14 protein-coding genes and 3 rRNA genes are annotated in these 23,763 nt (G+C 70.4%); 7 read left to right on the top strand and 10 right to left on the bottom strand.

The window, feature by feature from the left end; translation table 11 throughout:
- Nucleotides 1–51: 51 nt before the first annotated feature.
- Nucleotides 52–1,371 (top strand): glycerophosphoryl diester phosphodiesterase membrane domain-containing protein, encoded by a 1,320-nt coding sequence (locus GXP74_RS37850; RefSeq protein WP_182455707.1) that lies wholly within the window; start codon nt 52–54, stop codon nt 1,369–1,371.
- Nucleotides 1,372–1,414: 43 nt separating this feature from the next.
- Nucleotides 1,415–2,179 carry a phosphotransferase gene (locus tag GXP74_RS37855; RefSeq protein ID WP_182455708.1) on the top strand — a complete coding sequence of 255 codons (765 nt, stop codon included), beginning with the start codon at nt 1,415–1,417 and terminating at the stop codon, nt 2,177–2,179.
- Nucleotides 2,180–2,422: 243 nt separating this feature from the next.
- Here the strand turns inward: GXP74_RS37855 and rrf are convergent.
- From rrf to GXP74_RS37880, 5 genes are all read right to left on the bottom strand, one after another.
- A 5S ribosomal RNA gene (rrf, locus tag GXP74_RS37860) occupies nt 2,423–2,539 on the bottom strand.
- Nucleotides 2,540–2,620: 81 nt separating this feature from the next.
- Nucleotides 2,621–5,742: ribosomal RNA gene (locus tag GXP74_RS37865) — 23S ribosomal RNA — on the bottom strand.
- 304 nt (nt 5,743–6,046) lie between these two features.
- A 16S ribosomal RNA gene (locus GXP74_RS37870) occupies nt 6,047–7,565 on the bottom strand.
- The 16S, 23S and 5S rRNA genes sit together here, the layout of an rRNA operon.
- 515 nt (nt 7,566–8,080) lie before the next feature.
- Entirely contained in the window at nt 8,081–9,931 is a 1,851-nt protein-coding gene (locus tag GXP74_RS37875) for an ATP-binding SpoIIE family protein phosphatase (RefSeq protein WP_225448477.1), read from the bottom strand.
- Between the two features lie 213 nt (nt 9,932–10,144).
- Nucleotides 10,145–11,488, bottom strand: a complete 1,344-nt coding sequence (locus GXP74_RS37880) for an NAD(P)/FAD-dependent oxidoreductase (protein WP_225448478.1) — start codon at nt 11,486–11,488, stop codon at nt 10,145–10,147.
- 353 nt (nt 11,489–11,841) lie between these two features.
- Between GXP74_RS37880 and GXP74_RS37885 the strand changes: the two genes are divergently transcribed.
- Entirely contained in the window at nt 11,842–12,630 is a 789-nt protein-coding gene (locus GXP74_RS37885) for a TetR/AcrR family transcriptional regulator (protein WP_182455711.1), read from the top strand.
- Nucleotides 12,631–12,781: 151 nt separating this feature from the next.
- Nucleotides 12,782–14,797: a sigma-70 family RNA polymerase sigma factor gene (locus GXP74_RS37890; RefSeq protein ID WP_182455712.1), complete on the top strand. Its 2,016-nt coding sequence runs from the start codon at nt 12,782–12,784 to the stop codon at nt 14,795–14,797.
- Here the strand turns inward: GXP74_RS37890 and GXP74_RS37895 are convergent.
- Entirely contained in the window at nt 14,784–15,464 is a 681-nt protein-coding gene (locus tag GXP74_RS37895; RefSeq protein ID WP_182455713.1) for a class I SAM-dependent methyltransferase, read from the bottom strand. The genes GXP74_RS37890 and GXP74_RS37895 overlap by 14 nt on opposite strands.
- A gap of 171 nt (nt 15,465–15,635) precedes the next feature.
- On the opposite strand from GXP74_RS37895, the gene GXP74_RS37900 reads away from it, so the two are divergent.
- The gene (locus GXP74_RS37900; protein ID WP_182455714.1) at nt 15,636–16,274 is read left to right on the top strand and encodes a flavin reductase family protein; all 639 of its coding nucleotides are present in this window, start codon (nt 15,636–15,638) and stop codon (nt 16,272–16,274) included.
- Nucleotides 16,275–16,286: 12 nt separating this feature from the next.
- Here GXP74_RS37900 and GXP74_RS37905 read toward each other — a convergent pair whose 3' ends face one another.
- Entirely contained in the window at nt 16,287–17,141 is an 855-nt protein-coding gene (locus GXP74_RS37905) for an SDR family NAD(P)-dependent oxidoreductase (protein WP_182455715.1), read from the bottom strand.
- 94 nt (nt 17,142–17,235) lie between these two features.
- Between GXP74_RS37905 and GXP74_RS37910 the strand changes: the two genes are divergently transcribed.
- Nucleotides 17,236–17,697, top strand: a complete 462-nt coding sequence (locus GXP74_RS37910) for a MarR family winged helix-turn-helix transcriptional regulator (RefSeq protein ID WP_182455716.1) — start codon at nt 17,236–17,238, stop codon at nt 17,695–17,697.
- Between the two features lie 49 nt (nt 17,698–17,746).
- Here GXP74_RS37910 and GXP74_RS37915 read toward each other — a convergent pair whose 3' ends face one another.
- The 3 genes from GXP74_RS37915 to GXP74_RS37925 are packed head-to-tail and all read right to left on the bottom strand — an operon-like array spanning nt 17,747 to nt 21,563.
- A complete protein-coding gene (locus tag GXP74_RS37915) occupies nt 17,747–18,421 on the bottom strand; it encodes a DsbA family oxidoreductase (RefSeq protein WP_182455717.1) in 675 nt (224 codons plus the stop codon).
- 38 nt (nt 18,422–18,459) lie between these two features.
- On the bottom strand, nt 18,460–18,957 hold the full coding sequence (locus tag GXP74_RS37920) for a universal stress protein (protein WP_182455718.1): 498 nt from the start codon (nt 18,955–18,957) through the stop codon (nt 18,460–18,462).
- Nucleotides 18,958–18,992: 35 nt separating this feature from the next.
- On the bottom strand, nt 18,993–21,563 hold the full coding sequence (locus tag GXP74_RS37925) for an asparagine synthase-related protein (RefSeq protein WP_182455719.1): 2,571 nt from the start codon (nt 21,561–21,563) through the stop codon (nt 18,993–18,995).
- A gap of 619 nt (nt 21,564–22,182) precedes the next feature.
- Here GXP74_RS37925 and GXP74_RS37930 point away from each other — a divergent pair.
- Complete coding sequence (locus tag GXP74_RS37930; RefSeq protein ID WP_182455720.1) at nt 22,183–23,667, top strand: MFS transporter; 1,485 nt, start codon at nt 22,183–22,185, stop codon at nt 23,665–23,667.
- Nucleotides 23,668–23,763: the final 96 nt, after the last annotated feature.

The raw sequence follows: 23,763 nt of genomic DNA on the forward strand, positions 1-23,763 counted from the left end.
CCACAGACCTGAACGACAGCGTCGGCGACAGCGGAAGCGAGCAGGAGCACCATGAGCAACTACGGGGGTTGGCCCGGCCAGCCTGGCCGACCGGGCCCCGGCACCTGGACCTACGCTCCGCCCCCACCGAAGCCCGGGGTGATACCCCTGCACCCGCTGACCGTCGCGGACGTCATCGGCGGGATCTTCGCGACGCTTCGCCACTACTTCTGGGCGGTCTACGGACCGCTGGCCACGGTGGTCCTGGCCTGCGGCGTGGTCACATCCGGCGCGATCGCCCTCAGCTACTCCCCACTGCACACGCTCTACACCGCCGTCCAGCGCCAGGACGGCGTGAGCAGCAGCCAGCTGAGCGAGTTCCTCGCCTTCGGCGGCGGCTTCGTCCTGCTCTACGTGATCTTCGCCTTCCTCTGGTACGCCGTCTCCGGGCTGCTCACCAGCGCGGTGCTGCGGCATGCGGTGGTCGGTCGCCGGGCGACGATGCGGCAGATCCTCGCCGAGGCGCGTCCCCGGCTGTGGCAGACCCTGGGCGCCCTCGGGGCGATCGCGCTGGTGGTCGGCGGGGCCTTCCTGGTCTCGATCGTGGCCTTCGTCGTCCTCGCTGCCCTGGCCGGCGGCGGCGGGGCGGCGATCGGCATGCTGCTGCTCGTCGCCTCCGCTGTCTGGATGCTCTTCCTGACCATCCGGATGGCGACCCTGGTGCCGGTGGTGGTGCTGGAGAACCAGGGCGTGAAGGACGCGCTCACCCGCGCCTGGCGGCTCAACCAGGGGAACTGGTGGCGCACCCTCGGGTTCACCATGCTGGTGTCGCTGCTGGGGTCCGTCGCCTCCCAGATCGTGACCACTCCGATCTCCATGCTGACCAGCGGTTCGGCGCTGATCTCGCTGCCGCAGCCCGGGCAGGCCTGGAGCGCGGCCGATCTGCCGAGCTTCGGCAGTGCCTGGGTGTACTTCGTCGGCACCGTGGCGGCCACCTTCGTCACCAGCGTGCTGCTGCTGCCGCTGGTACCGCTCAGCAACGGCCTGGTCTACATCGACCGCCGGATCCGCCGGGAGAGCCTGGACGAGCAGCTCGCGGCCGAGGCGGGCATCAGCCTGGCCACCCCGCCGCCTCCGCCCCCTCCGACCTTCGGCGGCGGCTGGCCGGGGCAGGCACCCTACGGGCAGGCGCCTTACGGGCAGCAGCCCCACGGCGGCTGGCCGGGGCAGCAGCCCTGGCCGGGACAGCAGCCACCGGTCGGCTGGCCCATGGCCCAACCCCCGGCGCCTCCGGCTCCGCCCGTGCCGCCGGTCCCGCCCGCGCCCGAGACTCCGACCACGCCTCCGGCTCCGCCCGAGGACCGCGCCGGCGACTCCGGATCACCCAACTGAACAGCCGTAAAACCTCGTTGACCCCGCCGCTACGATCGACGCCATGAGCGAGATCGAACTGGTCGGCGGGGTCAACCGCGTCCTGCGCCGAGGCGGCGCCGTCATCCGCCCGGCGGGGGCCTGGACACCCAGCGTGCACCGGCTGCTCGACCACCTCCAGGCGAAGGGCTTCGACGGCGCCCCGCGCGCGCTGGGCATCAGCGAGGACGGCGGCGAGGAGACGGTCTCGTACCTCGACGGCGAGGTCGGCCACTACCCGCTGCCCGACTACGTCCGCGGCGACGAGGCCCTCCTCGCCGCCGCCCGCCTGCTGCGCGGCCTGCACGACGCCTCGACCGACTTCCCGCACCGCCCCGACGACGTGTGGATGCTGCGGGCCCGGCAGCCGGTCGAGGTGATCTGCCACGGCGACGCCGCGACCTACAACTGTGTGTTCCGCGACGGACTGCCGGTGGCCTTCTTCGACTTCGACACCGCCCACCCGGGCCCCCGCCTCTGGGACGCCGCCTACACCGCCTACCGCTTCGTGCCACTGCACGCCCCCGGCGCGGGCGAGGGCACCCTGCCACTGGAGGACCAGGCCCGGCGGCTGCGGATGTTCGCGGACGCCTACGGCCTGACCGCCGAGGAGCGGACGCAGTTGACCGCCACGGTCGTCGCCCGACTCCAGGCACTGGTGGACTTCATGACCGAGCAGGCCGCTGCGGGCAGCGCGGCCTTCGCCGGCCACCTCGCCGAGGGCCACCACCTCGGGTACCTGGCCGACGCCGAGTACGTCACCGAGCACGCCGCCCAACTCGCCTGCTGACCATCGTCAGCAGGGCGCCCTCTCACAGCGGACGCCGACCCACAGCACACCCCAGCCCGTCGAGAGCCTGCTCCCAGCGCCGCTGGGACTCAGGCCCGCGACGACGGCACCGTCTGCGGCGAACTCGATCTCACCGGAGCTGGACCCCCGTTGAGGACGATCACCTGAGTCATCACCAGGTCACCGGTCCGGAAATGCCTGTAGGCCCCCTGACGTGATGTCAGGGGGCCTACAGTAAAGGTTGTTCGGCGGCGTCCTACTCTCCCACAGGGTCCCCCCTGCAGTACCATCGGCGCTATGAGGCTTAGCTTCCGGGTTCGGGATGTAACCGGGCGTTTCCCTCACGCTATGACCACCGAAACACTATGAAGTTGACCGCACACCACTCCTCACGGAGCGGGGGTCGTTCCTTCAGAACAACACAGTGGACGCGTAGCAACTATGGACAAGCCCTCGGCCTATTAGTACCGGTCAGCTCCACCCCTCACAGGGCTTCCACATCCGGCCTATCAACCCAGTCGTCTACTGGGAGCCTTAACCACTCAAGGTGGTGGGAGCCCTCATCTCGAAGCAGGCTTCCCGCTTAGATGCTTTCAGCGGTTATCCCTCCCGAACGTAGCCAACCAGCCATGCCCTTGGCAGGACAACTGGCACACCAGAGGTTCGTCCGTCCCGGTCCTCTCGTACTAGGGACAGCCCTTCTCAAGACTCCTACGCGCGCAGCGGATAGGGACCGAACTGTCTCACGACGTTCTAAACCCAGCTCGCGTACCGCTTTAATGGGCGAACAGCCCAACCCTTGGGACCTACTCCAGCCCCAGGATGCGACGAGCCGACATCGAGGTGCCAAACCATCCCGTCGATATGGACTCTTGGGGAAGATCAGCCTGTTATCCCCGGGGTACCTTTTATCCGTTGAGCGACGGCGCTTCCACAAGCCACCGCCGGATCACTAGTCCCTGCTTTCGCACCTGCTCGACCCGTCGGTCTCACAGTCAAGCTCCCTTGTGCACTTACACTCAACACCTGATTGCCAACCAGGCTGAGGGAACCTTTGGGCGCCTCCGTTACATTTTAGGAGGCAACCGCCCCAGTTAAACTACCCACCAGACACTGTCCCTGATCCGGATCACGGACCCAGGTTAGACATCCAGCACGACCAGAGTGGTATTTCAACGACGACTCCACAACCACTGGCGTGGCCGCTTCAAAGTCTCCCACCTATCCTACACAAGCCGAACCGAACACCAATATCAAGCTATAGTAAAGGTCCCGGGGTCTTTCCGTCCTGCTGCGCGAAACGAGCATCTTTACTCGTAATGCAATTTCACCGGGCCTATGGTTGAGACAGTCGAGAAGTCGTTACGCCATTCGTGCAGGTCGGAACTTACCCGACAAGGAATTTCGCTACCTTAGGATGGTTATAGTTACCACCGCCGTTTACTGGCGCTTAAGTTCTCAGCTTCGCCAGGTCGAAACCAAGCTAACCGGTCCCCTTAACGTTCCAGCACCGGGCAGGCGTCAGTCCGTATACATCGCCTTACGGCTTCGCACGGACCTGTGTTTTTAGTAAACAGTCGCTTCTCGCTGGTCTCTGCGGCCGGCCACAGCTCAAGGAGCAAGTCCCATCACCACAACCGGCCCCCCTTCTCCCGAAGTTACGGGGGCATTTTGCCGAGTTCCTTAACCATAGTTCACCCGAACGCCTCGGTATTCTCTACCTGACCACCTGAGTCGGTTTGGGGTACGGGCCGCCATGAAACTCGCTAGAGGCTTTTCTCGACAGCATAGGATCATCCACTTCACCACAATCGGCTCGGCATCAGGTCTCAGACTATATGTGAGGCGGATTTGCCTACCTCACGTCCTACACCCTTACCCCGGGACAACCACCGCCCGGGCTGGACTACCTTCCTGCGTCACCCCATCGCTCACCTACTACCCTGTTGGATCAGCGGCTCCACCACTCCTCTTCACCCGAAGGATCCGAGACGGCTTCACGGCCTTAGCATCCAGAGGTTCGACGTTGGCGCTTCAAAGCGGGTACGGGAATATCAACCCGTTGTCCATCGACTACGCCTGTCGGCCTCGCCTTAGGTCCCGACTTACCCTGGGCAGATCAGCTTGACCCAGGAACCCTTGGTCAATCGGCGCAAGAGTTTCCCACTCTTGTATCGCTACTCATGCCTGCATTCTCACTCGTATACCGTCCACGACTGGCTTCCGCCGCCGCTTCACCCGGCACACGACGCTCCCCTACCCATCACAGCCCCCGTTAGGAGTTAAGCTGCAATGACACGGCTTCGGCGGTGTACTTGAGCCCCGCTACATTGTCGGCGCGGAATCACTTGACCAGTGAGCTATTACGCACTCTTTAAAGGGTGGCTGCTTCTAAGCCAACCTCCTGGTTGTCTCTGCGACTCCACATCCTTTCCCACTTAGCACACGCTTAGGGGCCTTAGCCGGTGTTCTGGGCTGTTTCCCTCTCGACCATGGAGCTTATCCCCCACAGTCTCACTGCCGCGCTCTCACTTACCGGCATTCGGAGTTTGGCTAAGGTCAGTAACCCGGTGGGGCCCATCGCCTATCCAGTGCTCTACCTCCGGCAAGAAACACGCGACGCTGCACCTAAATGCATTTCGGGGAGAACCAGCTATCACGGAGTTTGATTGGCCTTTCACCCCTAACCACAGGTCATCCCCCAGGTTTTCAACCCTGGTGGGTTCGGTCCTCCACACGGTCTTACCCGCGCTTCAACCTGCCCATGGCTAGATCACTCCGCTTCGGGTCTTGGGCGCGCTACTCAATCGCCCTATTCGGACTCGCTTTCGCTACGGCTACCCCACACGGGTTAACCTCGCAACACACCGCAAACTCGCAGGCTCATTCTTCAAAAGGCACGCAGTCACGACAACATGTGCAAGCACACGCTGCGACGCTCCCACGGCTTGTAGGCACACGGTTTCAGGTACTATTTCACTCCGCTCCCGCGGTACTTTTCACCATTCCCTCACGGTACTGTCCGCTATCGGTCACTAGGGAATATTTAGGCTTAGCGGGTGGTCCCGCCAGATTCACACGGAATTTCTCGGGCTCCGTGCTACTTGGGAGTTGCACAAGCAAGCCGTACAGATTTCGTCTACGGGGGTCTTACCCTCTACGCCGGACCTTTCGCATGTCCTTCGACTACCCATACGGTTTCTGACTCGCCCAGCCGCCGGCAGACGACTGAAGTACAATCCCACGACCCCGAAGTGGCAACCCCTGCCGGGTATCACACCACAACGGTTTAGCCTCATCCGATTTCGCTCGCCACTACTCTCGGAATCACGGTTGTTTTCTCTTCCTGCGGGTACTGAGATGTTTCACTTCCCCGCGTTCCCTCCACACTGCCTATGTGTTCAGCAGCGGGTGACAGCCCATGACGACTGCCGGGTTTCCCCATTCGGACACCCCCGGATCAAAGCTCGGTTGACAGCTCCCCGGGGCCTATCGCGGCCTCCCACGTCCTTCATCGGTTCCTAGTGCCAAGGCATCCACCGTGCGCCCTTAAAAACTTGGCCACAGATGCTCGCGTCCACTGTGCAGTTCTCAAGCAACGACCAACCACCCATCACCCCCACACGCAAAGCGTGAAGTTCACTGGGGTCGGCGTCTGAAGACCAGCCATACGGCCGCGCCCTCAGGACCCAACAACGTGCCCGACACAACCCATCCAGAAGAGCCTTCCACGCGCCGAAACGCAGTACTAACCCAACCGAACCAGCTGTGCCGAATAGTCAACGTTCCACCCATGAGCTACCAGCACCGGACATTCGCCGATGAACTGGCCTCTGCCCGACCGAAGCCAGGAGAAGTGCTCCTTAGAAAGGAGGTGATCCAGCCGCACCTTCCGGTACGGCTACCTTGTTACGACTTCGTCCCAATCGCTGGTCCCACCTTCGACAGCTCCTTCCCTTACGGGTTAGGCCACCGGCTTCGGGTGTTACCGACTTTCGTGACGTGACGGGCGGTGTGTACAAGGCCCGGGAACGTATTCACCGCAGCAATGCTGATCTGCGATTACTAGCAACTCCGACTTCATGGGGTCGAGTTGCAGACCCCAATCCGAACTGAGACCGGCTTTTTGAGATTCGCTCCACCTCGCGGTATCGCAGCTCATTGTACCGGCCATTGTAGCACGTGTGCAGCCCAAGACATAAGGGGCATGATGATTTGACGTCGTCCCCACCTTCCTCCGAGTTGACCCCGGCAGTCTCCTGTGAGTCCCCGGCATAACCCGCTGGCAACACAGAACGAGGGTTGCGCTCGTTGCGGGACTTAACCCAACATCTCACGACACGAGCTGACGACAACCATGCACCACCTGTATACCGACCACAAGGGGGCGACCATCTCTGGCCGTTTCCGATATATGTCAAGCCTTGGTAAGGTTCTTCGCGTTGCGTCGAATTAAGCCACATGCTCCGCTGCTTGTGCGGGCCCCCGTCAATTCCTTTGAGTTTTAGCCTTGCGGCCGTACTCCCCAGGCGGGGAACTTAATGCGTTAGCTGCGGCGCGGACCACGTGGAATGTGACCCACACCTAGTTCCCAACGTTTACGGCGTGGACTACCAGGGTATCTAATCCTGTTCGCTCCCCACGCTTTCGCTCCTCAGCGTCAGTAATGGCCCAGAGATCCGCCTTCGCCACCGGTGTTCCTCCTGATATCTGCGCATTTCACCGCTACACCAGGAATTCCGATCTCCCCTACCACACTCTAGCCTGCCCGTATCGAATGCAGACCCGGAGTTAAGCCCCGGGCTTTCACATCCGACGCGACAAGCCGCCTACGAGCTCTTTACGCCCAATAATTCCGGACAACGCTCGCACCCTACGTATTACCGCGGCTGCTGGCACGTAGTTAGCCGGTGCTTCTTCTGCAGGTACCGTCACTTGCGCTTCTTCCCTGCTGAAAGAGGTTTACAACCCGAAGGCCGTCATCCCTCACGCGGCGTCGCTGCATCAGGCTTTCGCCCATTGTGCAATATTCCCCACTGCTGCCTCCCGTAGGAGTCTGGGCCGTGTCTCAGTCCCAGTGTGGCCGGTCGCCCTCTCAGGCCGGCTACCCGTCGTCGCCTTGGTAGGCCATTACCCCACCAACAAGCTGATAGGCCGCGGGCTCATCCCAGATCGCCGGAGCTTTCCACGCACACCCCATGCGGAGATGCGTCGTATCCGGTATTAGCACCGGTTTCCCGGTGTTGTCCCAGAATCTGGGGCAGATTGCCCACGTGTTACTCACCCGTTCGCCACTGATCCACCCCGAAGGGCTTCACCGTTCGACTTGCATGTGTTAAGCACGCCGCCAGCGTTCGTCCTGAGCCAGGATCAAACTCTCCGTGAATGTTCTCGGGATATCCCGATCACACTCGCGTTGAGCGGCACAGCAACCGGCGGAATAGCCGATCCCGTGCACTGCGTCCTCGCTAGTGTTTTGTGCATCAAAGGAACCTCGTCCGATCAACGGACGGGGTATCAACATATCTGGCGTTGACTTTTGGCACGCTGTTGAGTTCTCAAGGAACGGACGCTTCCTTCAAGACCCTTTCACCGGTCTCTCCGGGCGCTTCGTTCTTCGTTTTCTAGCTTACCAGACCGTTTCCGGCCCGATTTCCCGCCGCCCCGCGCCGTTTCCGGCCCGTTCCGACGAGTGAAACCTTAGCGGAACCACGTCGTAGACGCGAAATCCACCGCATTCCGCGGATTGCCTCATGAAAAAGGCACAGGGCATGCCGAACCAATGGGTCGGATGATCTGTCGATCCAGGGAATGGCTGCTCCCAGGACCGTCCGCGCTCAGCGCGTGCGGGGGCTCCTGGCCATGCAGCTCGACGTACATTAGACACGTCGTGACATGAAGTCAAACCGGGGGCTGACGAGTCGTCTGACCAGCTGCGGGGAGCAGGAAGTCGCACCAGACGGCCTTGCCGCCGTCCGGGGTGCGGCGGGTACCCCAGCTGGAGGCGATGGTGGCGATGATGGCGATGCCGCGCCCGGACTCGTCCACCGGTTCGGCTCGGCGGCGGCGGGGGAGGTGGTCGTCGGCGTCGGTGACCTCGACCGTGAGCCGGCGGTCGGTGCGGCGCAGCCGCAGCCGCATCGGCGGGTGGCCGTGGGTGAAGGAGTTGGACACCAGCTCGCTGACCGCGAGCACTCCGAGGTCCAGCAGTTCCTCGCCCAGTCGCCAGCTGGCCAGTACCCCGCCGGTGAAGGCGCGGGCGCTGGAGACCGCCTCCGCGCCGCCCAGCAGGTCGAGCGAGGCGCTGCGGAAGAGCTCCGCTGTCTCGGTGTCGCGTTCCGGGAGCTGGAAGACCAGGGCGGCGACGTCGTCGTCGTGGTCGGGGGTGACGCCCATGGCGCGGAGCAGCCGGGCACAGATCACGTCGGGTTGGCCGGTGGCTCCGGCGAAGGTGCCGGCCAGGGTGTCCAGGCCCTCGTCGATGTCCTGTCCCCGGCGTTCCACCAGGCCGTCGGTGTAGAGGACGCCGGTGGCCCCGGTGACCAGGGCGACCGAGGCGGAGGTGTGCAGCCAGCCGCCGGTTCCCAGCGGCGGGCCGCAGGTCTCCTCCGGGCGGGTGACCGAGCCGTCGGGTTCGCGGATCATCAGCGGGAGGTGCCCGGCCGAGGAGTAGGTGAGCAGTTGCTCGCTGGGGTCGTAGACGGCGTAGACGCAGGTCGCGATGAGGGTGGGGTCGATTTCGGCGGCGAGGCCATCGAGGAGTTGCAGCACCTCGTGCGGTGGCAGGTCGAGCCGGGCGTAGGCGCGGACGGCGGTGCGGAGCTGGCCCATGACGGCGGCGGCGCGCATGCCGCGCCCCATGACGTCGCCGATGACCAGGGCGGTCCGGCCGCCACCGAGGGTGATCACGTCGTACCAGTCGCCGCCGACGGCGGCGTCGGGGCCGCCCGGCTGGTAGGTGGCGGCGACGCGGAGGTCGTCCGGTTGTTCGAGCTTCTGCGGCAGCAGGCTGCGTTGCAGGGTGACCGCGGCCTCGCGGTGGCGGCGTTCGCTCTCCCGCAGCCGTTCGGTGGCCTGGACCTGGTCGGTGACCTCGGCGCCGAAGACCAGGACGCCGCAGACGTCGGCGGCGTTGCTGCTGCGGCGGAGCGCGCCGAGCGGTCCCAGGGTGCTGAGCGGGCCGAGCGGGCCTCGGGCGCCCCCGCGTCCGTTCTGCTGCTGGGCCCCGGCCAGGGCTTCGAGCTGGACTCCGAGGTCCTCGGTGTCGCGGACGGGGGCGCAGACGAAGGTGTAGAAGCGGGGTCGATCCGAACTGGTGCGCGAGGAGTGGGTGACCTTGCGCGCCTTGACGGTGCGCGGTCTGCCGGTGCGGAAGGCCTGGTCCATCAGCGGCAGCAGGCCGAGCTCTTCGAGTTCGGGCATGACCTGGTGGGCGGGTACCCCCGTCGGCCGGGGACCGAAGACGTCGGTGTAGGCGCGGTTGAGGTAGCCGACGCGGTGCCCGGGGCCGTAGCTGACCGCGACCAGGGCCGGGAGGTGCGCGAGGACGTCCTGGACCTTGGGGTGCTCGTGGATGTGTGCGTCGACCTCGGCATGCTGTTCGGGAAGGTCCATGACAGGTGCCTGGTCGGCGCTGCCGGAGGTGTCGGCCGGGCCGCGCCGCGCAGGCTGGGCTGCGGCCGGTGCCTTCGGCGCGGCCGAGGCGCGTCGCTGTCCTCCGGGGAGCCGGGCGCTCCAGCGCGTGAGATTCACAGGGCCTTTCCTGGCGGTTCGGACGGCACGGCCTGGTCGTTCCGAGGCCCCAGGGCCAGGGCTCGGCGACGGCCGTTCGGACCAGTGTGGCGGAAGTCCTCCGCTTAGGACATCGTGCCCGCAGTACAGACTGATCCCGATGAACACGCTCTCTGGGGTGATTCCCGGCCGCCGCGCGCGGCACTCCAGCCCGACCGATCTTGACGATCGGCTCTAACCCCCTTCGCTGTCCCGGAGTTCACGTTCGACGTAGGACTCGAAGATGGCGCGGGGCTGTTCCAGTGCCCCCATGGAAACGATCTCCCGCTTCAGCAGACCGGCGAGAAACCAGTCCGCCATGACGCGCGCCTTGCGGTCCCAGGTCGGCACCCGGCGCAGGTGCACCGCCCGGTGCAGCAGCCAGGCCGCCCGGCCGTGCAGGGCGCGCCCGCGCAGCTGGGCCACGCCGTGGTGCAGGCCGAGGGAGGTGAGCGAGCCCTTCAGCTCGTGCCGGTACTCGCGCACCGGCTCGCCCCTCAGCTGGGCCAGCAGGTTGTCGGCCAGCACCCGGGCCTGCCTGACAGCATGCTGGGCGTTGGGGGCGCAGCACTCCCCCGGACGGGTGACGTCCGGTACCGCCGCCGCGTCCCCGGCCGCCCAGACTCCCGGCGTGCCGAGGACCCGCAGGCTGGCGTCACAGCGCAGGCGTCCCTGGGCGTCGCAGGGCAGCCGGGTGGCCCGCAGCACCGGGTTGGCCCGGACGCCCGCCGTCCAGACGAGGGTGCGGGCGGCGAAACGGCTGCCGTCGGAGAGGGCGACCATGCCGTCGGTGACGGAGAGCAACCGGGTGCCGAGGCGGACCTCGATGTTGCGCCCGCGCAGTTCCTCGGTGGTGCGCAGGCCGACATCGGGTTCGGTCTCGGGCAGGATCCGCTTGCCCGCCTCGACCAGCACCCAGTGCATGTCCTCGGGCTTCAGCCCCTGGTAGTGCCGGACGGCGTAGCGGGCCATGTCCTCCAGCTCGGCGAGGGCGCCGGTACCGGCGTAGCCGCCACCGACGAAGACGAAGGTCAGCGCGGCGTCGCGGAGCTCCGGATCGCGGGTGGAGGCGGCCAGGTCGAGCTGGGTGAGCACGTGGTTGCGGAGCGAGACGGCCTCCTCGACGCTGCGGAAGCCGATGCCGTGCTCGGCCAGGCCGGGGACGGCGAGGATCCGGGCGACCGAGCCGGGGGCGAGCACCAGCACGTCGTAGGGCAGCCGCAGGTCCCGGGGCGGCAGCCCGGCGACGGCGGAGGGGACGGTGACGGTGGCGCTGCGGGCGACCGGGTCGAGCGTGCTGAGCCGTCCGTGCACCACCCGGGTCCGGGGCAGCACCCGGCGCAGCGGGACGATCACGTGGCGCGGGTCGACGGCTCCGGCGGCGGCCTCGGCGAGCAGCGGCTGGTAGGTCATGTAGGACTTGGGATCGACCAGGGTGACCTCGGCCTCGTCCGGGCGCAGGCGTTGCTGTAGGCGGAGTGCGGCGCAGAGGCCGACATGTCCGCCGCCGATGATCAGGATACGGGTGGGTGGGGTCACCGGTGTCACCGCTCCATTCCGCACCCTCGGCGGCTTCTTGTACATACTCTGTGCCGGATCTGTTGGGACAGTTGCGGCGGCCCGGCTGGTCCCGGCGCCCGGGGCGACTGGACGGTGCTCCGCTGATCAGCGCAGATGCCCTACGCTGCGGCCTCGGCCAGGAGGCCGGGTCCGGCGGGGAGATGAGGTGCCGGGAAGGTTCGGACGTCCTCTGTCCGCCCCGATCCGCTCTCAACTATGGTCGGTAAGTCGGTGAATCAATGCGCCGGGCAATCGGCGCGTGGTTTTCTACATAGTGTTGCGTGTGGGGGCATCGCATCAGACGGGGTGCCCACGGGGGGAGGACGATCGTCATGGTTCAGCAGGAGCAGGTTCTTTCGCATGTGGCGGAAGGCGCGATCCCGGAGCAGCGGAACGGCGTCGGCGCGTCACGGCGCGGTGCGCAGCTGCGGGTGGACGCGCGGCGCAATCTGGAGAGCGTACTGCGCGCCGCCCGGGAAGTGTTCGGTGAACTGGGTTACGGCGCGCCGATGGAGGAGGTCGCCCGGCGGGCGGGGGTCGGGGTCGGCACGGTCTACCGGCGCTTTCCGAGCAAGGAGGTGCTGGTCCACCGGATCGCCTCGGAGGAGGTCCAGTGGCTGACCTCGCAGGCGTGGGAGTCGCTGAACGGTGATCAGCAGCCTTGGGACGCCCTCGCCGGGTACCTGTCGCGGGCGGTCGCGACCGGCGCCGGGCGGCTGCTGCCGCCGGAGGCCTTCCGACGCGCCGAGCTCCTGGACCGGGTGCCCGGTCAGGGGGTGGTGCTGCCGCTGTCGGAGGCGGCTGATCCGGCGGCGACGGTCGGGGCGGACGTGGATCCGGCGCGGCTGGTGGAACTCCTGGAGCTGCTGGCCCGGTTGGTGGACCGGGCGCGGGCGGCCGGGGAGCTGCGGACCGGCGTGTCGGTGGCGGACGTGGTGCTGGTGCTGACGGCGTCGGTGCCCGCGCAGCCGGGGGCGGCGGGCCCGGCGGGCTCGGTGCCGGGGCCCGCTGCGGGTCCGGCCTCGGGTCCGGTGTCGGCTTCGCCGGACCCGACGGTGCCCGAGGGTACGGCGGCGCGGCTGCTGCGGATCCTGCTCGCCGGGTTGCGCGCGGGCGCGTAACCCGCGCACGTGCCCAGGAGGTTTTCGTGCCTTCGATGTTCGCTCCTCTGTTCGTACGCGCACTCCACGGACGAGTGGTAGCGGCAGGATCAGCCAGGTCCGGGGCGGATGCCGTGGGAGCCTGTGGCCGTGGATCGACACGAGGGCTGCCATGCGCGATGACGGCCAGGACGAACGCGCCTCGGACGGCGGCGACCTGGACGACGCCGGAGCAGGACGCGGTGGACCGGATCACGACGGCGCGGGACACGGTGGCGTGGGACACGGTGGCGTCGACGGAAGCGCGGTGGCTCTCGGTCGGCTCGACCCGGCCACGGAGGTACTCGATCCGGCGCCCCAGGTGCCACCCCAGATGCCTCGCCAGGGGCGGCCGCCCCGGCGGCGGCGCGGGCCCGGGTCCGTCCCGTCCGGGCCCGCCGTACCGCCCTCCGGCGGCCCCGTGGACGGCGAGGAGTTGCCCTCCTCCGACGCGCTGCTCGCCGCGGCCGTGCGGGCCGGTGAGGACTCGGCGTTCGAGGAGCTGTACCGGCGGCACGCGGAGGCGGTCCGCCGGTACGCCCGTACCTGCTGCCGGGACGCCTTCACCGCGGAGGACCTTGCGGGCGAGGTGTTCGCCCGCACCTTCCAGGCGCTGCGCGCCGGGAAGGGCCCGGATCTGGCCGTCCGCGCCTACCTGCTGACGGCGGTCCGCAACATCGCGGCGACCTGGACCCGCAGCGACCGGCGCGAGCAGCTGGTGGACGACTTCACCCTGTTCGCCGCCACCTCCCCCGCCGTGGCGAGCGTCGACGTCACCGACCCGGGCGCGGACACCTGGGCGATGGCCGAGATCGACCAGTCGCTGGTGGTACGGGCGTTCCGTCAGCTCGACGCCGACGACCGGATGCTGCTGTGGCACACCGTGGTCGAGCGGGAACCCCCGCGCGAGGTGGCGCTGCTGATCGGCAAGACCGCCAACGCCACGTCGGTGCAGGCCAGTCGGGCCCGGGACCGGCTGGCGACGGAGTTCCTGCAGGCGCACGTCTCGGACTCGCAGAAGTCCGACTGCAAGAAGTACGCGCGCAAGCTGGCCGCGTTCGCCCGGGGGTCGCTGGGCAAGCGCGCCGCCGCCGACTTCCGCGTGCACCTGCGGGACTGCGACCGCTGCTCGGCCGCGTACCTGGAACTGGTGGACCTCAACCACAGCCTGCGGGAGCTGCTTCCGTCCGGGCTGCTGGTCTGGCTCGGCTCCGGCTACTTCGCGACGGTCGCGGCCGGGCTCGCGGGCGGCGCGGCCGTCGGCGGCGCCGCCCTGGGCGCGACCAGCGCGGCCTCCAGCACCACCGCGGCCGGGGCGGCGGCCGGGGCCGCCGGTTCCGGCGGGTCGGGCGCGGCCGGGGGCGCGGCGGCGGAGGGCCTGGGGCTGCCCGCCAAGGCGGGGATCGCGGCGGCGGTGACGGTCGTCGCCGTGGCCGGGCTGGTGTTCGCGCTCAGCGGCAGCAGCCACCCCAAACCGGCGGCGCCGAAGGCGCAGCTGGTGGTACCCGCGTCGGCCCCGGTGGCGATCGCACCGCCGCCCAGTCCGCCGCCGCCACCACCGGTCGTACCACCGCCCCCTCCTCCGTCTCCTCCGCCGCCGCCAGCACCGGCACCGGTGGTCCGGCCGACGCCCGCGCCGGTCGTCGTCCCGCCGAAGCCGAGGGTCAGGCCCAAGCCCCGGCCGAGGCCGGCGCCCCCGGTGCCGTCGGCGGACTACTACGTGGACGCGCTGCCCTACGCGGGCCTCGGTTCGGCCAAGGGCCCCAGCCTGCGGACCGACCCCGGGGACGGGGTGTGGCAGCGGACCGGGGACATCCGGATCGGCGGCGTCAGCTACGGCCGTGGGATCACCTCGACCGCGCCGTCCTCCGTGCCGATCGACCTGAACGGGCAGTGCCGCGAGTTCGACGCCTATGCCGGGGTCGACGACATGGAGCTGGGCCTGGGCGCGGTCCGGTTCTCGGTGCTGGACGACGCCACCGGTCGCATCCTGTGGAGTTCCGGGGTCGTCAACGGCGGCGACCCGGCGGTGCCGGTACGGGTGAACCTGCGCGGCGTGTCGGCGATCCGGCTGGTGACCGAGCCCGCCGACGGTTCGCTGGTGCCCGATGTCGCGGACTGGGCGGACGCGCGGTTCAGCTGCGGGTAACCGCACCGGCGGCCGGTGGCTGGGGCTGAGCCGGTGGCTGAGTCGGCTTCCGGGCGCGGACGAGGGCGACGGTGCGCGCTCCGACGGTGACGGTGCGGGCAGCGGCGGCGGTGAAGCCGGAGGCCTGGGCGAGAGCGGCCGCGTCGGCGGCGGTGTCGGGCAGCGCGAGGTCGGTGGCGAGCAGCTCGGCGAAGGCGCCGCCCGGGTGGAAGCCCACGGTCAGCGGCAGGGTGAAGCCGACCCGGCCGCCGGGGCGCAGCACGCGCAGCCAGTCGGCCAGCGCCGGTCGTCCCAGGAAGTGCAGCGAGGAGGCGCAGAGCACCACGTCCAGTCCGGCGTCGGCCACCGGCAGTGGCAGCGCGGGGGCCACCCGCCAGTCGATCGCCCCGGCCGGTGCCAGCCGCGCCGCGCGCGCCCGGCCCGCGGCGACCATCCCGGGCGACAGGTCGAGCGCCAGCACCGGGGCGCCGCCGGGGTGGGCGGCCCGGACCGCCGCGACGGCGAGGGCCACGGCCCCGGTGCCGCAGGCGACGTCGGCCACCGACTCGGCCGGGGCCGGGGCGACGAAGGCGACCAGGGCCCGGGCGATCCGGTCGTGGTACGCGTCGTCGTAGTCCCCGGCCAGGGCGTCGAACGCCTGGGCCGTTCGCTGGTTCGGCTGCGTCATGCGGAGAAGCTACCGCCCACGGCTCCACACGCCATCGGGAAACGCGATGTCCTTTGGCCGCCAGCGTCAGCCAGCAGATTCACGGAGAGTAGGTAGCAGAGTAGGTAACCGACAGCCGACGTGACGCACCGTGGGCCGCACACCGATTCCCGTCCCGTGAAGGGGAGAACCATGCACATCGTCCCTGGCCTGAAAGTGCTGTACTTCGGCACTCCGGTGGTTCTGATCAGTACCCGCAACGAGGACGGCACCGCGAATCTCGCGCCCATGTCGTCCGCCTGGTGGCTGGGGCGGTCCTGCATGCTCGGGCTGGGCAACACCGCACAGACGACGTTGAACATGCTGCGCGAGCGCGAGTGCGTGCTCAACCTGCCGTCGTCGGCGATGGTCGACGTGGTCGACCGGATCGCGCTCACCACCGGCAATCCCGATCTCACGCCCCGCAGACTGCAACAGGGATACCGCTACGAGCCGGACAAGTTCACGCTGGGCGGGCTGACCGAGCAGGCGTCAGAACTGGTCGGCGCGCCTCGGGTCGCGGAGTGCCCGATCCAGTTGGAGTGCCGGGTGGTCGCTTCCCATCCCTTCCAGGATCCCGACACCAAGTGCACGTACTTCGAGGTCGAGGTGGATCGGGCCCACGTCGAGGAGGATCTGGTGATCCCGGGAACCCACCATGTGGACCCGCTCGGCTGGGACCCGCTGATCATGAAGTTCTGCGAGTTCTTCGGCGGCGGCCAGAACGTCCACCCGTCCCGCCTCGCCGACGGCTGGGAGATGCCCCACCAGCTGGAACAGGCGAACGCCTGAACCCGGCCCGGGTCAGCGGACCCATTCGCTGGTGAGGGCGACGACCGAGTAGCCGTCGTTGTCGGCGAGCTTGGTTCCGGTGAACTGGCGGGCCCAGTCGGAGGTCTGGATGCGGAAGGCCGGACGTTCGGCGGCCAGGGCCTCGATGATCGGGGCAGCGGCCTCGGCCGGGGTCTGGGCACTGCCGAAGGCCCCCATCACGTGGTCGAGGTAGGACCTGAGCGCCGGGGCGTAGGGGCCCGCCTGGGCCAGCAGCACCGGGATGTCCAGCCCCAGGCTGGACACGAACTCGGTGGCCACCGCGCCGGGTTCGATCACGCTCACGCTGACGCCGAGGGTCTCGGCGACCGGGGCCAGTGACTCCATGAAGCCCTCGACCGCGAACTTGGCCGCGCAGTAGGCCTCGTTGAAGGGCTGGCCGACCACGCCGCCGACGCTGGTGACGGTGAGGATCCGGCCGCCGGAGGCCCGCAGGTGGGGCAGCGCGGCCCGGGTGACCTCCACCACGCCGAAGAAGTTGACCTCCATGGCCTCGCGGAAGATCTGCGTGCCGTGCAGCTCGACGGTGCCGACCTTGCCCGCGCCGGCGTTGTTGACCAGGGCGTCCAGCCGTCCGTGCTCGGCGATGACCTCCGCCAGACAGGCGGTGATGCTCTCCGGGTCGACCACGTCCAGCTGTTTGAGCTGGATCCGGTCGGCGACGCCCGCCTCGGCGGCGGCCCGGCGCAGCGGGTCGGCCCGGCCCGGGTCGCGCATGGTGGCGACGACGTGCCAGCCCGCCTGGGCGGCGGCCACGGCCGCGGCCAGGCCGATGCCGGAGGAGGTACCGGTGATCAGGACGGTCTTGTCGGTCGGCGCGGCGTTCATGGCGAGGTCCGTTCTGGAGGGCGGCGCTTTGTGTGTGCACACACATAGTGGCACATGTGTGTGCACACACGCAACTGGACGCTAGAATCGTGCCATGCCACGTGCCGACATAACTCTCGGGGAACTCGCGGACCGCGACCACGCCTTCTACGGGCTGGTCTGGGCCGGCACCACGCTCACCGCCGCCGTCGACCGGGCCCTGGTGCAGGCGCACGACCTGCCGCTGTCCTGGTTCGAGGTGATGCTCTGGCTGCACGGCCAGGGCGAGCCGGTGGCCGCCTCGGACCTCGGCGCGAAGACCCTGCTCAGCCGCAGCCAGGTGTCCCGCGTGGTCGACTCCCTGCAGTCGCGCGGTCTGGTCGAACGCAGCACCGCCCCGGCCGACGCCCGCTCGGTCCGGGTCGCGCTCACCGCCGCCGGTCGGGACACCTTCGCGGCGGCGGACGCCACCCGCCGCGAAGCCCTGGCGGCGGTGTTCAACGACCTCCTGGACGATGACGACATCACCGCGCTGGAAGCCGTCTGGGAGAAGCTGAAGCGCCGGCCCACGGGCTGAGCGCGGCCGGCCCAGCCGGGCCCGGACGGCCGGGCCAGGTCGGCCGGGGTCAGACGGCGCAGCTGCCGTCGTCCGAGCAGGATCCGGCGGGTGCGGCGGCCGGGACGGCCTGCTCCAGGGCCTGGAGGAAGGTGGAGGTCTCCTGGGCCCCCTGCACCGCCCACGTGCCGTCGAAGACGAAGGTGGGGACGGAGTTGATACCCAGCGCGTGGGCCCCGGCCAGCTCGGCCCTGACCTGCGCCGTTCCCTCGTCGGAGGGCAGGAAGGCGGCGACCCGGGCCTCGTCCAGGCCGGCCGCGACGGCGACGGCGGTGAGCGCGGCGACGTCGCCGACGTCCACGCCGTCGGTGAAGTGCGCGGTCAGCAGCCGCTCCTTCAGCTGGTGCTGCACCGGCAGCCCGTACTCGGCGGCGGCGAGCCAGAGCAGCCGGTGCGCGTGGATCGTGTTGACCTGGAGCGCGGCGTCGAAGTCGTAGCGGATGCCCTCGGCCCGGCCGAGCTCGGTCACCCGGTCGTCCATGGCGCGGGACTGCGGTCCGTAGCGCTCGGCCAGCCAGGCGCGGTGCGGGACAGCCTCCGCGGCGGCGTCCGGGACCAGCTGGTACGGCTTGTAGACGACCTCGACCTGCTCGGCGCGGGGGAAGGCGGCGAGGGCGCGCTCGAACCGGCGCTTGCCGATGAAGCACCACGGGCAGGCTATGTCGCTGTAGATCTCCACCTTCACGGCGCGGTTCCCATCTCTGATCGGTCAGACAACCCGCTTCAACGCGGAGCGCCGCCCTGGTATTCCGGGGCGGGCACCACCAGGACCGGGCAGTCGGCGTGGTGCACCAGCGCGGTCGACACCGAGCCCAGCAGCAGCCGGGCGAACCCGCCGTTGCCGCGGGTGCCGACGACCAGGGTGTGGTGCGGTCCGGAGGCCTGGATCAGCACCTCGACCGGGTTGCCGAGGAGGATGTGCAGCGAGAGCCGGGGCGGTTCCGGGTGGCGGGCCAGCACCGTCTCGATGCCCCGGGTCACCACCTCGGACATCCCGGCCAGCAGCCGTTCGATGCTCTCCTGCACCAGGTCGACCATGCCGGGGGTGTAACCGGTCGGGGCCGGGTTGACGGCGGCGACGACGTACAGCGGGAGCGCGTGCGCGGAGGCCTCGGCGACGGCGCGGTCGAGCGCCCACAGCGAGCCGTCCGAGCCGTCCACGCCGACGACCACACCGGGGGCCGCGCCGGGCGCGGGCAGTTCGCGGGAGACGAGGTACATGTGACCCATCGTGCGCGGTGGCGGCGCGCACCGGGTCAGGGCACGCCGATGGGGTCGGCCGGAGGCGGCGCCGGGCGCAGCGGCGGGAACGTGGGCAGCGGCGCCGCGGGGGCGCGGGTCGGTTTCGGCGGCAGCGGGGTCGGCGGCAGGGCGCCGGGGAGCGGCGAGTGCGGGAAGCCGGGGGTGTCCGAGAAGCCGGGGGTGTCCGGGAAGCCGGGGGTGTCCGGGAAGCCGGGGATGCTCGGGAAGCCGGGGATGCTCGGGAAGGCGGGGACGGCGGACGAGGTGGGCTGGTGGGTGGCGGCGGCGCGGGAGGCGAGCGGGAGGCGTTCGCGCAGCGGCATGCCGGTCCAGCAGGAGCCCTGGCGGGCGCGGAGGCGGCGCAGCCACAGCTCGGTGGCGACGATGTCCGCCAGCCCGTCCAGCGGCACCGCTCCCCCGCCGCAGGCGCGGTGCAGCGCGGCCCGGAAGACGTCCGGTTCGAGCAGGCCGAGGTCGGCCAGCAGCGGCGCGGCGAAGAGCCGGTCCAGCGCGCCCGCCGCGCGGCGCAGCCCGGCGCGGACGCTCTCGACCGACGCGTACGGGCCCCACGGCGCGCCGTGTCCCCAGTCCTCGGGGATGTCGGCGACGCCCGCGCCGGTGAGCACGGTGCGCAGGATCTGGTGCCGGGCGCCCGGCTGGACGCGGGCGGAGTCGGGCACCAGGCGGCCGGCCCGGACCACGGCGTTGTCCAGGAACGGGGCGTGCAGTCGCTGCCCGGGCGCCTCTTCGACGATCTGGGTGAGCACCCGGAACTCGGCGGCGTGCCGGTGCAGCGCCAGCCGGGCCCGGCGGGCACCGGGGCGCTCGTCCGGCGCCGCGCGCCGGGCGGCCAGCCGCAGCCGTACCGCGATCGCCGAGAGCGCGTCGTCGGTGAGCCAGCGGGCCGCCGGTCCCGGGGCGCACCAGGCGAGGGCGTCCACCGAGGCACCGCCCGCGCTGTGCGGCTGCGAGGTGCGGCGGGCCATCAGCGAGACCGCGGTGTCCTCCAGCCCCTCGGCGTACGGGGTGCGGGCCAGGCGGCGGGCGGCCCGGAGCACGGCGACCGGGGTGCCCAGCGTGCCCTGGACCGGCCGCCCGCCGCTGTCGGCCCGGGCGAGGGCGGCGACCGGACGCATCAGCGGCAGCCGTCGGCGTTCGGACAGCAGGTCGGCGAGGCGCGCCGGGTGGCCGTCCAGCACCTGGCGTCCGCCGTGGCCGCTGAGGTGGTCGGTACCGGCGTCGGCCATCCGCAGCCGCTGCCGGTCCGCGGCGACCAGGGCCGGGCCCGGCTCGTCGGTGAGCGGTCCGGACAGCGGGTCGTCCAGCAGGTCGGCGTAGGGCAGCGCGTCGGGGCCGCCGGGGACGATCCGGTGGCGCAGCCCGGGGGCGGCACCGGCGAGGGCCTGGGCGCGGAGGAGTTCGGCGGTGCGGGAGGGGCCCGGGGGTTCCTCGGCGGCCTCCTGGGTGTCGGTGGAGGTGAGGGCGAGCAGCAGGTGGCCGTCCGGCGCGGCGGCGGGCGGCTGCTCGGGGCGGCGTACCCAGGAGCCGGGGACCGCGCCGGTGGTGCGCGGCTCCTCGCTGGGTACCGGCGGGCCGTGGTGGACGGTGCGGTAGCTGCGCGGGTCGCCCCAGCGCTCCTCGACGCTCTGCCTGGGCACGGCCTCGGCTCCGGGCCCGCCGGGGTATCCCCGGCCGGGACCGGCGGGGGCGGCCGGGTTGCCGCCGACGCGGCCGGGGATACCGGCGGCGATCAGTGCGACCGCGCTGGAGGCGCTGCCGCCGGAGAGGTCGGCGCTGAGGCTGCGGCCGGGCGGGGCGTCCGGCTCGCTGCGGACCCGGCAGCGGACGGCCTCCAGCAGGCTGCGGGTGACCTCGCCGGTGGCGGCGGCCTCGCTGACGGAGGAGGCGCTGCCCACGGATCCGGGGACCGGCTCGTACACCGAGAGCTGCGGCACGCCGGAGCGGATGCTGAGCGCGTACGCCGGGGGGACGCGCTGCACGCCGGTGAACGCGCTGCCGTCGCCGAGCGCTTCGGGCGCGTCGGGCAGGGCCAGTCGGGCGGCGAGGTGCAGCGGGTCGACCGGGGCGCCGATCAGGTCGGCCAGCGGCAGCGCGGCGGTGGCGTAGGCGGTGCCGCCGCCCCAGGGGGTGTGGAAGACCGCGCGCACCCCGGCCAGGTCGCCGAGGACGGTGGTCCGGGTGCCCTGCTGGAGGACCACGGTGTAGCTGCCGGGCCAGGTGGTGAGGTGGCGCAGCGCGCCGCCGCTGGCCGCGAGCAGGGCGGTGCGCAGTTCGCGGTCGACGGCGCCGCAGCGGCCGATCACGGCGAGCCGGGCGACGGCGGCGTCGGCCTCGGGCGCGGCCGGGTCGGCGGGCAGTTCCGGGAAGCCCCGGACCACGCGGTCGGCGGCCCGGTGGTGGCGGCGGAAGACGGTGACGGTGCGGATCTCCTCGGGCAGCCAGTCACCGACCGCCCACAGCGGATCGGGACCGGGCCACAGCAGCCGACCGCCGAGCGGGCGCAGCTCGCGCAGCCCCGGCTCGTCGACGGCGGACGCGCCGTTCCACCCCACCAACCACCGCATGGGCGCCTCCACAGCCTGTGGACAGAGAGCTCGCGGCCTGCCGTCGCACCGTCAGAACACATGGTGCCACTGGCTCGGCGAGTCATCCGCAGGGAAGACGCGATCATTGTGCGGAAGATGCTGTGACAGACCGGCACATAGGGGGCACAACGGGCGTCCGGACCGGTGGCACGCGCCCGGGCCGCTCCCTCGCCGACCCGGACGGGGCCGTGCCGACGCTGTGAGCACAGCACCACCGCTGGTGCCGACGACCGGGGTCCACCGCCCGCGGCGGACGTGCCGTACCGCTGACGCAGACCGGGAGGTGTCCGCACACCCCCCGGTCCAGCCGCCGTCGCGCGGGGAATGTACGACGGCAGTGTCCCCCGACCCGCCGGGTCCTCAAGCTTCAGGCTCCGCTCCGGCAGGCCGACCCACAACGCCATCCAACCCCCGTCCGGTGAGCGTCGGCAGGGAGCACGACAGGGCGCACGGCCACACCTCGCCGGGGCATGGCCCACCCGGGCCGGGGATCGGGATCACGCCAACCGGTTCGCCGCCCCTTAACCCTGGGAACGCGGGGAACTACTCTGGGTGTAACCGGGCATCGACGGCGAGGCGCGAGGGGGTGGCACCAGGCATGTCCACCAGCGTACGTGGACCGAACGAGAAGCTCGGCACGCTGCTGTCGCTCGCCGGGATCAGCAACGCCGGGCTCGCCCGGCGGGTGAACGACCTCGGCGCGCAGCGCGGGCTGACCTACCGCTACGACAAGACGTCGGTGGCCAGGTGGGTCACCAAGGGCATGGTGCCGCAGGGCGCGGTGCCGCACCTGATCGCGACCGCGATCGGCGGGAAGCTGGGCCGCAGCGTCCCGCTGGAGGAGATCGGCCTCGGCGGCAGCGATCCGATGCCGGAGATCGGCCTGGCCTTCCCGAGGGAGGTACCCGAGGCCGTCCACCACGCGACCGAGCTGTGGCTGCTCGATCCGGACGCCGCCGGGACCCGCAAGGGCGGTTGGTGGGACAGTCTGACAGGTACGTTTTCGGTCACCGCGTACGCGACCCCGGTGTCCCGCTGGCTGATCACCCCGGTCGACGGGTCGGTCGCGCGGGAGGCCCCGGGGACGCCGCCGGGGCCCGGCGGTGGCCGGATCCTGCTCCCCGGGAGCGTCCGGGCGCGCGGCGCCGAGGGCGGCGCGGCGGCGCACCGGGTGGGGCACGCGGACGCGGCGAAGCTGCGGCAGGCCGCCGAGGAGGCCCGGCGCTGGGACTCCCGCTACGGCGGCGGCGACTGGCGCTCCTCGATGGTGCCGGAGTGCCTGCGGCACGACGCGGCGCCGCTGCTGCTCGGCTGCTACACCGACGAGGTCGGCCGGGCGCTGTTCGGCGCCACCGCCGAACTCACCAGGCTGGCCGGGTGGATGGCCTTCGACACCGGGCAGCACGAGGCGGCCCAGCGCTACTACATCCAGGCGCTGCGGCTGGCGCGGGCGGCGGCCGACGTGCCGTTCGGCGGCTATGTGCTGGCGTCGATGAGCCTGCAGGCGACCTACCGGGGCGCGGCGGACGAGGGCGTGGACCTGGCCCAGGCCGCGATCGAACGCAACCGGGGCCTGGCGACGGCCCGCACCATGAGCTTCTTCCACCTGGTGGAGGCCAGGGCGCACGCCCGCGCGGGGAGCACGCACGCCTGCGCGATGTCGCTCGCGGCGGCGGAGAGCTGCCTGGAGCGCTCCCGCCCGGCCGACGACGATCCGGCCTGGATCGACTTCCACTCCTACGACCGGCTCGCCGCCGACGCCGCCGAGTGCTACCGGGACCTGGGGATGCCGGTCAAGGTCCGGGAGTACACCGCGCAGGCGCTGGCCCGGCCGACCGAGGAGTACGTGCGCTCGCACGGCCTGCGGCTGGTGGTGTCCGCCCTGGCCGAGCTGGACGACGGCGACCTGGACGCGGCGGTGGCGGCCGGCAGCCGGGCGGTGGAGGTCGCCGGGCGGATCTCCTCCCAGCGCACCCGCGAGTACGTGCAGGAGATGCTGCGCAAGCTGGAGCAGTACCAGGGCGAGGTGCAGGCGGTGGAGCTGGCCCGGCGGGCCCGGCTGGTGCTCGCGGCCCCGGCCTGACCCGCCGGGCGGGGGCGCCCCGGCCGGGGTCCACTCCCGCTTGTCGGACCCGCGTGGGACGATCCCTGACGTGCGGCCGGACCGGGCGGGTCCGCG

This window comes from Streptacidiphilus sp. P02-A3a, assembly GCF_014084105.1.
Lineage (GTDB): Bacteria > Actinomycetota > Actinomycetes > Streptomycetales > Streptomycetaceae > Streptacidiphilus.

Coding starts and splice junctions, on each gene's coding strand:
- GXP74_RS37850 (WP_182455707.1), top strand. CDS start 52: ATGAGCAACTACGGGGGTTGGCCCGGCCAGCCTGGCCGACCGGGCCCC.
- GXP74_RS37855 (WP_182455708.1), top strand. CDS start 1,415: ATGAGCGAGATCGAACTGGTCGGCGGGGTCAACCGCGTCCTGCGCCGA.
- GXP74_RS37885 (WP_182455711.1), top strand. CDS start 11,842: ATGGTTCAGCAGGAGCAGGTTCTTTCGCATGTGGCGGAAGGCGCGATC.
- GXP74_RS37890 (WP_182455712.1), top strand. CDS start 12,782: ATGCGCGATGACGGCCAGGACGAACGCGCCTCGGACGGCGGCGACCTG.
- GXP74_RS37895 (WP_182455713.1), bottom strand. CDS start 15,464: ATGACGCAGCCGAACCAGCGAACGGCCCAGGCGTTCGACGCCCTGGCC.
- GXP74_RS37900 (WP_182455714.1), top strand. CDS start 15,636: ATGCACATCGTCCCTGGCCTGAAAGTGCTGTACTTCGGCACTCCGGTG.
- GXP74_RS37905 (WP_182455715.1), bottom strand. CDS start 17,141: ATGAACGCCGCGCCGACCGACAAGACCGTCCTGATCACCGGTACCTCC.
- GXP74_RS37910 (WP_182455716.1), top strand. CDS start 17,236: ATGCCACGTGCCGACATAACTCTCGGGGAACTCGCGGACCGCGACCAC.
- GXP74_RS37920 (WP_182455718.1), bottom strand. CDS start 18,957: ATGTACCTCGTCTCCCGCGAACTGCCCGCGCCCGGCGCGGCCCCCGGT.
- GXP74_RS37925 (WP_182455719.1), bottom strand. CDS start 21,563: ATGCGGTGGTTGGTGGGGTGGAACGGCGCGTCCGCCGTCGACGAGCCG.
- GXP74_RS37930 (WP_182455720.1), top strand. CDS start 22,183: ATGTCCACCAGCGTACGTGGACCGAACGAGAAGCTCGGCACGCTGCTG.